The sequence below is a fragment of the Rhizobium leguminosarum genome (assembly GCF_019798305.1).
Lineage (GTDB): Bacteria > Pseudomonadota > Alphaproteobacteria > Rhizobiales > Rhizobiaceae > Rhizobium > Rhizobium leguminosarum_U.
On the sequence record NZ_JAAXDD010000005.1, the window covers coordinates 171,035 to 183,488 of the forward strand.

The following is a 12,454-nucleotide window of genomic DNA, read 5'->3' on the forward strand; positions in this document are numbered from 1 at the left end:
ACCCGATAGCGCAGTATATCCGCTCATTCACCGTCCGTTGTGGGCGGCCGCCATATTACTCGGAAAAACGTCAGCATGTCACTTCACAGCGCCCTCCGCGCCCAAACTGCAGATTGCCACGCCGCGGTCGACACCCTCTTCGGCAGATTCAACCTCTCACGCATCCAGGATTACCAGGCCTTCTTGCGCGCGCATGCTCGGGTCGTACCATCAGTCGAACATGCGCTTGAGGAAGCCGGGATCGCTCGCCTGCTGCCCGACTGGCCGGAACGAAGGCGCGTGCACCGGCTCGCTGCCGATATAAGGGAACTCGGCGATCGATTGCCCGCGCCTCTTCCTCAACCTGCCTTGCGCTGCGAAGCAGCGGTCTGGGGTGCTGCCTATGTTCTGGAAGGCTCCAAGCTCGGCGGCGCGCTGCTCGCCAAGACCGTGCCTGATCACTTGCCCAGCAGCTACCTGAGCCCGCAAGGCCCGAAGAGCGCCATGCGGCTTTTCATGGATCGTCTTGACGCGAGTAAGATGGACGATCCCGGTGTTGCCGTCGCCGCAGCCCGCGATGTCTTCGATCTCTTCCTTAAAGCGGGGCACCTCACGCTGGAAGCCGTCCCATGAGCGGCACGCACGAACCCGTCGATCTCTCCAATTGCGACCGTGAGCCGATCCACCAGCTCGGCTCGGTTCAGCCCTTCGGCTTTCTCCTGGCGCTATCCTCAGACTGGATTGTCACGCGCGCCTCCGCAAATCTGACAGAGTTCCTTGGTGTTGCGCAGGCCGACGCGATCGGCCGTCCCGTTATCTCTCTGATCACACCCGAAGCACTCCACACAATCCGCAACAAGCTTACCACGCTGCGCGGTCCCGACATCGTCGAGCGCATTTTCGGCATTGCCCTGACGCCCGATCAAAACAGGTTCGACCTTGCAGTGCACCTGAACGGCGGTGGGGTCATCATCGAATGCGAGCGTAGCCAGGAAGACAGGCGTGACGCCGCTTCGCTCTCCATGCGCAGCATGATGTCGCGCCTCGACCACACGGAAACACCGGAAGCTTTCTTCCGCGAGGGTGCAAGACAGGCGCGGGCGCTCACCGGTTTCGATCGGGTCATGGTCTATCGTTTCGATGAAAGCGGTTCCGGCGAAGTGGTGGCGGAATCCGCCCGGGCCGGCATCGGATCATTCCTCGGGCTGCACTATCCGGCTTCCGACATTCCAGTCCAGGCGCGCGCGCTTTATCTGCGCAACCTGTTCCGCATCATTGCCGATGTCGACGCCGTCCCGGTCCCGATCCTGCCGCAGCTCGACGAGGATGGCCGGCCGCTCGATCTCTCCATGTCGGTATTGCGTTCGGTCTCGCCGATCCACATCGAATATCTGAAAAACATGGGCGTTGGCGCTTCGCTCTCCATATCGATTGTCGTGGACGGTAAGCTCTGGGGCCTATTTGCCTGCCATCACTACGGCCCGCGTCTGCCTTCGGCCCAAAGCCGCTCCACAGCCGAACTCTTCGGTCAGATGTTTGCTTCGCGCCTTGAAAGCCGCGAACGGCGGCTGGCTCTCGACTACGAGACCAACGCGCGCCGCATCGCTGACCGGCTTCTCACGTCCGTGGCAGACAATGCGAGCCTGCTCGACGATCCGGCCTGGCTGATCGAGGCGCTCGCCGATGCCATTCCTGCGGACGGAATCGGCGTCTGGATCGACGGTCGGCTGGCACTTGCCGGCATCGGGCCGGACGAGAGAGATTTCGCAGCCCTCGTCCGCCACCTCAACCGCAACGCCGCCGGCCGCATCTTTGCCGTGGACAAGCTCGCTGAAGCCTATCCCGATCTTGAGGTCAACGATGCGGTGGCAGGCATGCTCGCCATCCCGATCTCGCGCTCGCCGCGTGATTATGTCGTGCTTTTCCGTCAGGAATTGGTGCGGACCGTCCGCTGGGCGGGCGACCCGCACAAGCCGGTGGAATACGGGCCGAATGGCCCGAGGCTGACTCCGCGCAAGAGTTTCGAAACCTGGTCGGAACTGGTGCGTGGCCGCTCCCTCCCCTTCACGGAGGCCGAGCGCCGTGTCGCCGAAACGATCCGCGTCACACTGATCGAGGTGGTATTGCGCCTCACCGACGAGGTCAGTATGGCCCGCCAGACGGCAAACGAGCTCCAGGAGCTGCTGATCGCCGAGCTTAACCACCGCGTCCGCAACATATTGAGCCTGATCACCGGCATCATCCGGCAGTCGCAGGCAACGTCGGTCGGCCTTGGCGACTACATCCGCCAGCTCGAGGGCCGCATTCAGTCGCTCGCCCGCGCCCATGACCAGATCACCCGCGATCACTGGGCGCCCGCTTCGCTCCGGCAATTGCTACTGGCAGAGACCGCCGCCTATCTCGGGAAAAATGCGCAACGCATCCAGATGAGCGGCAAGGACGTGCTGCTGGAACCGCAGGCCTTTTCCACCGCCGCCCTTGTTTTCCATGAGCTGATGACCAACAGCGCCAAATATGGCAGCCTTTCCAGCACCGGCAGCGGCACAGTCCAACTCGGCTGGCACCGCGACGACGAGGGCAATCTGCGCGTCGGGTGGCGCGAAAAAGACGGTCCGCCCGTCGTCGAACCCACACGTCATGGCTTCGGTTCGACCATCATCCGCCGCACGATCCCCTATGACCTCGGCGGCAAGGCCGAGGTCCGCTACGTCAAGGATGGGCTCGAGGCCGATTTCTGCATTCCGGCACGACATGTCGTCGGCCCGACAAGCGAACGGTCAAATCCGCCTCCGGTCCGGGCGACCGGAGGCAAGGCGATTCCCGACGATCGGCCGCTCTCCGGCCTGAACGTGCTGCTGGTGGAAAACAATCTGATCATCGCCATGAATGGCGAGGACATCCTGCGCCGTTTAGGCGCCGACGTGGCAACGGCGCCAAGTGTCACTGAGGCGATTGAGATCCTGGCCGGACAGTCCTTCGATCTGGCGCTTCTCGATGTTGATCTTGGCGATGAGACGAGTTTCGGGATTGCCGACCGGCTGGCGGCCGAAGGCGTGCCCTTCGTTTTTGCCACCGGCTATGGGGAAGGCATCGCCCAGGCAAACAGCCACTCCGACGCGCCCGTGCTGCAGAAGCCTTATACGATGGAGGGCGTGACGGATATTCTTGCCCGGGTGCCGCTTCCAAGAAGAGGGTAAACCCTCACGCCTCAACGGGATCCGGTCGCAGGCCGCCGATGAAGAGCTGTTCCAGAAACCGCGCCGCATCCTCGAAGCGCCCTTCGCCGGAATGTTCCTGCCCCAGAACGGCACGCACCTGAACGTCGAAATCTGCGTAGTGCTGCGTCGTCGACCAGATGGAGAAGATCAGGTGGTAGGGATCGCATTTGACGATCTTGCCTGATTTCGCCCAGGCGCGGATGACCTCCGCCTTCTCGTCGACCAGCTCCTTCAGCGGCCCCTTCAGCTCGTCCTCGATATGCGGCGCGCCCTGCAGCACCTCGTTGGCGAAAAGCCGGCTCTCGCGGGGAAAATCGCGGGCCATCTCCAGCTTGCGGCGGATGTAGCTGCGAATTTCCGTCTCCGGATTGCCTTCGGCGTTAAAGGCCCGCAGCGGCTCCAGCCAGGTGTAGAGCACTCGGTCGATCAGCGCACGGTGCATGGCTTCCTTTGTCCGGAAATAATAGAGCAGGTTGGGTTTCGACATGCCGGCCACTTCGGCAATCTGGTCAATTGTCGAGCCGCGGAAGCCGCTTGCAGAAAACACGTCGAGGGCCGCTTCCAGGATTTGCTCTTCTTTCTCCTCCTGGATTCGCGTCCGCCTCAGGGTTTTTGCTGCTCTCGGTATGGTCACAGGCTGTTATTTCCCCTTGAAATTCAAATTCTTCGCTCAAGTTTTGGCTGGGAATGGTCCCCGCCGCTTCCTTGAGCAATTGCCCTTATATTTATCGGCAATTTTCGTGATTTTCGTCTTGAGCCCGGCGGTGGAAGTTGTAATGTTTACCAATCGGTCAAATTATCCGCCAGATGCAAAACAAAGGCAACTGGCGATTTTCCGGCGCTCGACAAAACCAATAAGGGGGCGCAGGAAAGGACCACGGGAACAGGCGGGCATGCCCTTTGCATGACTGCCGCAAACAGGTGAGGGCATACGAAATGGTGGCAGCACCAGGCGAGAACATGCGCGTCAATGGCGACCGTCTCTGGGACAGTCTCATGGAGATGGCGAAGATCGGCCCCGGCATTGCAGGCGGCAACAATCGCCAGACCTTGACGGATGCCGATGCGCAGGGCCGCAGCCTTTTCAAAAAATGGTGTGACGATGCCGGTTTGACCCTGGGTGTCGACCGCATGGGCACGATGTTCGCCACCCGCCCCGGCACCGATCCCGATGCCTTGCCGGTCTATGTCGGTTCGCATCTCGACACCCAGCCGACCGGCGGCAAATATGATGGCGTGCTCGGCGTACTTGCGGCCCTCGAAGTCGTGCGCACCATGAACGATCTCGGCATCAAGACCAAACATCCGATCGTCGTGACCAACTGGACCAACGAGGAAGGGGCGCGTTTTGCCCCTGCCATGCTGGCGTCAGGCGTCTTCGCCGGCGTGCACAGCTTGGACTTTGCCTATAACCGCAGGGACCCCGAGGGCAATCTGTTCGGCGACGAACTGAAGCGCATCGGCTGGGTCGGCGACGAAGAGGTCGGCGCCCGCAAGATGCACGCCTATTTCGAATATCACATCGAGCAGGGACCGATCCTCGAAGCCGAGGAAAAGCAGATCGGCGTCGTCACCCATTGCCAGGGCCTCTGGTGGCTGGAATTCACGCTGACTGGCAAGGAAGCCCATACCGGCTCGACGCCGATGAACCTGCGCGTCAATGCCGGCCTCGCCATGGCCCGCATCCTGGAAATGGTCCAGAGCGTGGCGATGGGCGAACAGCCGGGCGCCGTCGGCGGCGTCGGCCAGGTGTTTTTCTCGCCGAATTCTCGAAACGTGCTGCCCGGCAAGGTGGTCTTCACCGTCGATATTCGCTCGCCCGACAAGGAGAAGCTCGACCGCATGCGGGCGAAGATCGAGGCGAAGGCGCCTGAGATCACCGATGCACTCGGCGTCGGCTGTTCCATAGAGGCGATCGGCCACTTCGAGCCTATCACCTTCGATCCGAAACTGGTCACGTCGGTGCGCGAAGCCGCCGAGCGGCTCGGCTACAGCCACATGAACATCATCTCCGGCGCCGGCCACGACGCCTGCTGGGCGGCCAAGGTGGCACCTGCGACGATGGTCATGTGCCCCTGCGTCGGCGGGCTCTCGCATAACGAGGCTGAGGAAATCTCCAAGGAATGGGCGATGGCGGGCGCCGATGTGCTGTTTCATGCGGTGGTCGAGACGGCGGAGATTGTGGTGTGATGGCGCCAGACTTGCCAACGACTTATCTCGATTATGCTGATATATTTAAGTTCGAAACTCAGCGAACCGCCGACGACCTCGCGTGGGCCACCGCCAATGTGACGCCAGTGAGCGAAGGACCGTGGGGTGACGTCCCTGGCGTGCAGATTTTCTACATTGGCATCAATACAGCAGGCGAGCGGATCATGCTTCCGCAAATATCAAGCCTTTGGCGATATGAACCTTCTGGTGTTCAGCTGGCCGATTCAGATGACCGCGACCCAGATGCGCTCCACCAAACCTACTATATCTCCGAGCCTGGGCCTAGCGTCGTTCGGATCGAACTCGGCCCTTCCATGCCCGGCATACTGATCGAACGTCCCAAGGGCAGCCAACCCGTACAGTCAACCGGGCTGATCGACGGCATGGATTTTTACTTTCGTGAAAGCAATGGTTTTTGGTCCTTGTCAGTCGGCGGCACCGATGTCGTCGAGCGGCCCGACTGGTATTATGAGGAAGAGCATGACGCGCCCGATGAGTTGAGCGAGGCGGCCGTCTACAGCCTTATCGCCAAGGGTGCGGAACTCCTTAGAAACGGCACACCCACGATGGCAGTGGAGCCATAAGAGTAACAAGATCGCGGGGAAAAGGAACAGCAGCCATGACCACAGTCATCAAGAACGGCACCATCGTCACCGCCGACCTGACCTATAGGGCTGACGTGAAGATCGACGGCGGCAAGATCATCGAGATCGGTCAGAATCTCTCGGGCGACGAGACGCTGGATGCCACCGGCTGTTATGTCATGCCCGGCGGCATCGATCCACATACCCATCTCGAAATGCCCTTCATGGGCACCTATTCCTCCGATGATTTCGAGAGCGGCACGCGCGCCGCCCTTTCCGGCGGCACGACGATGGTGGTCGATTTCGCCCTGCCAGCCCCCGGCCAGTCGCTGCTTGAGGCGCTGACCATGTGGGACAACAAATCGACCCGCGCCAATTGCGACTATTCCTTCCATATGGCGGTTACCTGGTGGAGCGAGCAGGTCTTCAAGGAAATGGAGACCATCGTCCGTGACAAGGGCATCAACACCTTCAAGCACTTCATGGCCTATAAGGGCGCGCTGATGGTCGACGATGACGAGATGTTCGCCTCCTTCCAGCGCTGCGCCGAACTCGGCGCCCTGCCGCTGGTGCACGCCGAAAATGGCGACGTCGTCGCCTCGATGTCGGCAAAGCTGCTCGCCGAGGGCAATAACGGGCCCGAAGCGCATGCCTATTCCCGCCCGGCCGAAGTGGAGGGCGAGGCCACCAATCGCGCCATCATGATCGCCGACATGGCCGGCTGCCCGGTCTATATTGTCCACACCTCTTGCGAACAGGCGCACGAGGCGATCCGCCGCGCCCGCGCCAAAGGCATGCGCGTCTATGGCGAACCGCTGATCCAGCACCTGACGCTCGACGAAAGCGAATATTCCAATCCCGACTGGGATCATGCCGCCCGCCGGGTGATGTCGCCACCCTTCCGCAACAAGCAGCATCAGGATTCACTCTGGGCAGGGCTTGCGTCCGGCTCGTTGCAGGTCGTCGCCACCGACCATTGCGCCTTCACCACGGCGCAGAAGCGCTTCGGCGTGGGCGACTTCACCAAGATCCCGAACGGCACCGGCGGCCTCGAAGACCGCATGCCGATGCTCTGGACGCATGGCGTCAACACCGGCCGGCTGACGATGAACGAATTCGTCGCCGTCACCTCGACCAACATCGCCAAGATCCTCAACGTCTATCCGAAGAAGGGCGCGATCCTTGTCGGCGCCGATGCCGACATCGTCGTCTGGGACCCCAAGCGCTCCAAGACCATTTCGTCCAAGGCCCAGCAGTCGGCGATCGACTACAACGTCTTCGAAGGCAAGGAAGTGACCGGCCTGCCGCGCTATACGCTGACGCGCGGCGTCGTCGCGATCGAGGAAGGCGCGATCAAGACCCGCGAGGGCCACGGCGAATTCGTCGGCCGCGAGCCGGTCACGGCTGTCAGCAAGGCGCTTTCCCAGTGGAAGGATATCACCGCGCCGCGCAAGGTGACGCGGAGCGGTATTCCGGCAAGCGGCGTATGACGATGGCGCATGACGATACGGCCATCAACCGGGGACCGCTGCCTCTATGCCAATAACCTCACGCCGGCACCAAAGCGTCCAACTCCGGCAGAAGCACGACGCTTTCCTGCTCGTTCGGATCGGTGCGCGCGATGATCGCCGTGCAAGGCGTGCTGCTGAGGTTCGCCGGCAGGTGCGGCACGCCGGCCGGGATATAGAAAAGTTCGCCGGCATGGACGATAACGTGATGCTCGAGCCGGTCTCCGTACCAGGTATGGGCCTCGCCGGAGAGCATAAAGATCGCCGTCTCGTGCGCCTCGTGCAGATGCGCCTTGGCGCGCACCCCGGGCGGGATCGTCAACAGATGCATGCAGATGCCCTTGGCGCCGACCGTTTCGGCGGCGATGCCTGCGAAATAGCTCAGCCCCTGCTTGCCGTCATAGGCATGATTGGGGCGAACGATGTGGCAGGTGGGCTTTGATGTCACGTCCATCCTCATCCTCCATGGAGTGTGTCGTCGATAAAACCGGCGGTAATAATAGCACGCAAACCGCGTTCCCGCGGCGAAAACAAGACTGGTCGCATTGATGCAAGCACCCTCCGTCGTATCCGCCAAGGATCTCTGTCTCACCTACCAGGCCAATGATGGCCCGGTGCGTGCACTGAGCAATGTCAATCTCGATGTCCGCAAGGGCGATTTCGTCTCTTTCATCGGCCCCTCGGGCTGCGGCAAGACCACCTTCCTGCGTGTCATCGCCGATCTCGAAAAGAGCACCTCGGGCGAGATCTCGATCAACGGCATGACGCCGGAAGAGGCGCGCAAGGCCCGCGCCTACGGTTATGTCTTCCAGGCGCCGGCGCTCTATCCCTGGCGCACCATCGAAAACAACATCGCCCTGCCGCTGGAAATCATGGGCTATTCCGGCGCCGAGCGGACGCGGCGCATCGCCGAAGCGCTCGATCTCGTCAGTCTTTCGGGCTTCGAGAAGAAATTCCCCTGGCAGCTTTCCGGCGGCATGCAGCAGCGCGCCTCGATCGCCCGTGCGCTCGCCTTCGACGCCGACCTGCTGCTGATGGATGAGCCCTTCGGCGCCCTGGACGAGATCGTCCGCGACCATCTGAACGAAGAGCTGCTGAAACTCTGGACCCGCACCAACAAGACGATCTGCTTCGTCACCCATTCCATTCCCGAGGCAGTCTATCTCTCGACCAAGATCGTGGTGATGTCTCCGCGCCCGGGCCGCGTGACCGATGTGATCGACTCGACCCTGCCGGCCGAACGCCCGCTCGACATCCGCGAAACCCCCGAGTTCCTGGAGATTGCCCACCGCGTCCGCGAAGGGTTGAGGACGGGGCACGCATGAGGAATAGGGGTTTGATTTCCGGGCTCTGCAGGCTCAACACAACGTGGGAGCAAATCCCATGAAACCCGACACCTTCAAGGACAAGATCGTCCCCGTCACCACCATCCTGCTGGCGCTCGTCGTCATCTGGTATGTCGCCGCCATCCTCATGAACGCGCCGTTCCAGCGCGACATGGACGGCCGCGCCGGCGTTACACCTACGACCCTCGAATTTATCGGCAAGACGCTGGCGCAGCCGAAGCCGATTTTGCCGGCGCCGCATCAGGTGGCGCAGAACGTTTACGAGAACACCTTCCTGCGCAGCCTTTCGAGCAACCGCAGCCTCGTCTATCACAGCTGGGTAACGCTCTCCTCCACCCTTCTCGGCTTCGGCTTCGGCATGCTGCTCGGCATCCTTCTCGCCGTGCTGATCGTCCACAACCGCGCCATGGACCGCTCGCTGATGCCCTGGCTGGTGGCGAGCCAGACCATACCGATCCTCGCCATCGCGCCGATGATCGTCATCATTTCCTACAACGTCCTGACCGGCGACAATGCCATTGCACATCTCCTCAATCTCGATTCCGACGCCTCCCGGCTCGTGTCGAAGGCGCTGATTTCCACCTACCTCTCCTTCTTTCCGGTCGCCGTCGGCATGGTGAAAGGGTTGCGTTCACCTGAGATCATGCATCTCGACCTGATGCGCACCTATTATGCCAGCCCGATGCAGACTTTCTGGAAGCTGCGCGTTCCAGCCTCGATTCCTTTCCTCTTCACCTCGATGAAGGTTGCGATTGCCGCCAGCCTCGTCGGCGCCATCGTCGGCGAGTTACCGACGGGTGCTGTCGCCGGCATCGGCTCGAAGCTGCTCGCCGGCTCCTATTACAGCCAGACCATCGATATATGGGCGGCCCTCGTCGCCGGATCGCTACTGGCCGGCATCCTGGTTGCGATTGTCGGCGTTGCGGCGAAAATCGTTGACCGCGCCATGGGCGGGAGGCCGGCATGAGACATCTGACCTTCTCCTGGCAAGCCGTGGTCGCCCTCCTCCTCTGCGTCGGGGCACTGACGGCCTTGCCGCTTCTGGGCGAGGGCGCGGCGCGCCCCTTGACCGACGGCACGGCAAGCCTGATCTTCATCATCGTCATCGCGGCCGCCCTGTTGTCATTCGCACCGCAGCCGCCGGCCTATCGGGCCACCGTGCTGTTTATCGGCGCGCATGGCGCCGCCTGGATGCTGCTTTCGGCTCTTTCCGGCAACGAGGGCACGGCGACGCGGGCTTTCTTCCTGCTGCTCTTCGCCTGCTGGCTGCTTGCCTGGCGATGCGTCACCGAGTTGTCGAAGCTGCAGCCCGTCACCACTTTCAGCAAGTCGGCTCTCCAGCTTCTGATCCCGGCGATCTTCGGCGCCTGGATCCTCATTCTCTGGGAGGCGGTCACGCGTGGCGCCGGTGTTCCCTTCATCCTGCTGCCGCCGCCGAGCGCCATCGGCACGCGGTTCATGGCGTCGCTGCCGATCCTCGGCGCGGACGTCAGGCAGACGATCTTCAAGGCAGTGCTGATCGGTTACATCGCCGGCTGCCTCAGTGGCTTCGTCGTTGCGGTGCTCGCCGACCGCATCGCCTTCCTGCGCCGCGGCCTTCTGCCGATCGGCAACATGGTTTCGGCCCTGCCGATCATCGGCGTCGCCCCTGTCATGGTCATGTGGTTCGGCTTCGACTGGCCGTCGAAGGCCGCCGTCGTCATCATCATGACCTTCTTCCCGATGCTGGTGAATACCGTCGCCGGCCTTGCCGCCTCCGGCAGCATGGAGCGCGACCTGATGCGCACCTATGCCTCCGGCTATTGGCAGACGCTGCTGAAGCTCAGGCTTCCCTCAGCAATGCCCTTCATATTCAACGCACTGAAGATCAACTCGACGCTGGCGCTGATTGGTGCCATCGTTGCGGAATTCTTCGGGACGCCGATCGTCGGCATGGGCTTCCGTATCTCCACGGAGATCGGCCGCATGAATGTCGACATGGTCTGGGCGGAAATCGCCGTCGCGGCGCTGGCCGGCTCGATCTTCTATGGCATCATCGCCCTGACCGAACGGGCGGTGACGTTCTGGCATCCGTCTATCCGTGGTGGCTAGGCGCGCACGGGCTCCAGAAACGGGTCCGGGCATAACTTCAGAGGGTAAGGATAAGAAAATGAGAAAGTTGATGGTTGCAATGATGGCGAGCGCGATGTCGCTTGCATCGGCCCATGCGATGGCCGCCGACAAGGTGGTGCTGCAGCTGAAATGGGTCACGCAGAGCCAGTTCGGCGGCTACTACGTCGCCAAGGAAAAGGGCTTCTATAAGGAAGAAGGCCTCGACGTCGACATCAAGCCGGGTGGCCCTGATATCGCCCCCGAGCAGGTGATCGCCGGCGGCGGCGCCGATGTCATCGTAGACTGGATGGGCGGTGCCCTGGTTGCCCGCGAAAAGGGCGTTCCGCTCGTCAACATCGCCCAGCCATATCAGAAGGCGGGCCTGGAAATGGTTTGCCGCAAGGACGGCCCGATCAAGACCGAAGCCGACTTCAAGGGCCACACGCTCGGCGTCTGGTTCTTCGGCAACGAGTATCCCTTCTTCGCCTGGATGAACAAGCTCGGCCTGTCCACAGAAGGCGGTCCGAACGGCGTCACCGTGCTGAAGCAGAGTTTCGACGTGCAGCCGCTTGTCCAGAAGCAGGCCGACTGCATCTCCGTCATGACTTATAACGAATACTGGCAGGCGATCGATGCCGGCTTCAAGCCGGAAGAACTGACGGTCTTCAACTACACTGAAATGGGCAACGACCTTCTTGAAGACGGCCTTTATGCGATGGAAGACAAGCTGAAGGACCCCGCCTTCAAGGCGAAGATGGTCAAGTTCGTCCGCGCTTCGATGAAGGGCTGGAAATATGCCACCGAGAACCCCGACGAAGCCGCCGAGATCGTCATGGACAATGGCGGCCAGGATGACAACCATCAGAAGCGCATGATGGGTGAAGTCGCCAAGCTGGTCGGCGACAGCTCCGGCAAGCTGGACGAGGCGCTCTATGCCCGCACGGCAAAGGCGCTGCTCGACCAGAAGATTATCAGCAAGGAGCCATCAGGCGCCTGGACGCACGACATTACCGACGCTGCTTCCAAGTAGTTTCGGCAAGATGCTAAGCGAAACGCGCGGGAGATTTCCCGCGCGTTTCGTCTTTTTCTAGAGCATGATGCCAAAAAGTGTCCGCGGTATTCAGACGACATTCTCTATCTATTTGATTTAGATGCTGATTCAGATTTTCGGTCAGTCGGCCTAAATCATCTGCATCCAGCAACCGAAAAAAATGCCTTGCAACTGTCGCATTTATCGGGCGTCAAACGTCTTAGGGATGAGAGTGATCAATCTTCGTAATGTTGACATAACCTTACGGTGATTGATTGACGTCGGAATGGTAATTATTATCGCCTAATGGGGAATTGTTTTCTGCCGGACTTGTAGATCGAGCAAATCGATACCACCTACAAGCCGAATTTGCCGGCGAGGGATGAAGACGGCAAAGGATCGGCGGATACCTCTGAGAATGCAGGAAGGGCAGTGGCCTGATCGCGCGCTGAGTGGCAGACGCTCGAGTTCGGCCAACCTTATCATA

12 protein-coding genes are annotated in these 12,454 nt (G+C 61.2%); 10 read left to right on the forward strand and 2 right to left on the reverse strand.

All coding sequences use genetic code 11. From position 1 onward, the window contains the following. The first annotated feature begins 75 nt into the window (after positions 1-75). On the forward strand, positions 76-612 hold the full coding sequence (locus HFO99_RS10930) for a biliverdin-producing heme oxygenase (protein ID WP_222331197.1): 537 nt from the start codon (positions 76-78) through the stop codon (positions 610-612). After that, a complete protein-coding gene (locus tag HFO99_RS10935) occupies positions 609-3,176 on the forward strand; it encodes an HWE histidine kinase domain-containing protein (RefSeq protein ID WP_222361146.1) in 2,568 nt (855 codons plus the stop codon). Before HFO99_RS10930 ends, HFO99_RS10935 begins: the two co-directional genes overlap by 4 nt. A 4-nt stretch (positions 3,177-3,180) precedes the next feature. Here HFO99_RS10935 and HFO99_RS10940 read toward each other — a convergent pair whose 3' ends face one another. Beyond that, a complete protein-coding gene (locus tag HFO99_RS10940; protein ID WP_207157520.1) occupies positions 3,181-3,831 on the reverse strand; it encodes a TetR family transcriptional regulator C-terminal domain-containing protein in 651 nt (216 codons plus the stop codon). 16 nt (positions 3,832-3,847) lie between these two features. On the opposite strand from HFO99_RS10940, the gene HFO99_RS10945 reads away from it, so the two are divergent. From HFO99_RS10945 to hydA, 4 genes are read left to right on the forward strand one after another with little or no spacing between them, the layout of a single operon-like run. Then, a complete protein-coding gene (locus tag HFO99_RS10945) occupies positions 3,848-4,105 on the forward strand; it encodes a hypothetical protein (RefSeq protein WP_222338736.1) in 258 nt (85 codons plus the stop codon). 28 nt (positions 4,106-4,133) lie between these two features. After that, positions 4,134-5,387 carry a Zn-dependent hydrolase gene (locus HFO99_RS10950; RefSeq protein ID WP_222361148.1) on the forward strand — a complete coding sequence of 418 codons (1,254 nt, stop codon included), beginning with the start codon at positions 4,134-4,136 and terminating at the stop codon, positions 5,385-5,387. After that, a complete protein-coding gene (locus tag HFO99_RS10955) occupies positions 5,387-5,992 on the forward strand; it encodes a hypothetical protein (RefSeq protein WP_222361151.1) in 606 nt (201 codons plus the stop codon). The genes HFO99_RS10950 and HFO99_RS10955 overlap by 1 nt, the downstream gene beginning before the upstream one ends. A 35-nt stretch (positions 5,993-6,027) precedes the next feature. Then, positions 6,028-7,482 carry a dihydropyrimidinase gene (gene hydA, locus HFO99_RS10960; RefSeq protein ID WP_222361153.1) on the forward strand — a complete coding sequence of 485 codons (1,455 nt, stop codon included), beginning with the start codon at positions 6,028-6,030 and terminating at the stop codon, positions 7,480-7,482. A gap of 58 nt (positions 7,483-7,540) precedes the next feature. On the opposite strand, the gene HFO99_RS10965 is transcribed toward hydA, so the two are convergent. Further along, on the reverse strand, positions 7,541-7,954 hold the full coding sequence (locus tag HFO99_RS10965; RefSeq protein ID WP_222361154.1) for a cupin domain-containing protein: 414 nt from the start codon (positions 7,952-7,954) through the stop codon (positions 7,541-7,543). A gap of 94 nt (positions 7,955-8,048) precedes the next feature. On the opposite strand from HFO99_RS10965, the gene HFO99_RS10970 reads away from it, so the two are divergent. From HFO99_RS10970 to HFO99_RS10985, 4 genes are read left to right on the forward strand one after another with little or no spacing between them, the layout of a single operon-like run. Further along, positions 8,049-8,825 carry an ABC transporter ATP-binding protein gene (locus tag HFO99_RS10970; protein WP_003561933.1) on the forward strand — a complete coding sequence of 259 codons (777 nt, stop codon included), beginning with the start codon at positions 8,049-8,051 and terminating at the stop codon, positions 8,823-8,825. A 58-nt stretch (positions 8,826-8,883) separates the two neighbouring features. Further along, entirely contained in the window at positions 8,884-9,813 is a 930-nt protein-coding gene (locus HFO99_RS10975; RefSeq protein WP_094087570.1) for an ABC transporter permease, read from the forward strand. Further along, a complete protein-coding gene (locus HFO99_RS10980) occupies positions 9,810-10,937 on the forward strand; it encodes an ABC transporter permease (protein ID WP_222361156.1) in 1,128 nt (375 codons plus the stop codon). Before HFO99_RS10975 ends, HFO99_RS10980 begins: the two co-directional genes overlap by 4 nt. Before the next feature lie 58 nt (positions 10,938-10,995). Then, on the forward strand, positions 10,996-11,967 hold the full coding sequence (locus HFO99_RS10985; protein ID WP_222361158.1) for an ABC transporter substrate-binding protein: 972 nt from the start codon (positions 10,996-10,998) through the stop codon (positions 11,965-11,967). Positions 11,968-12,454: the final 487 nt, after the last annotated feature.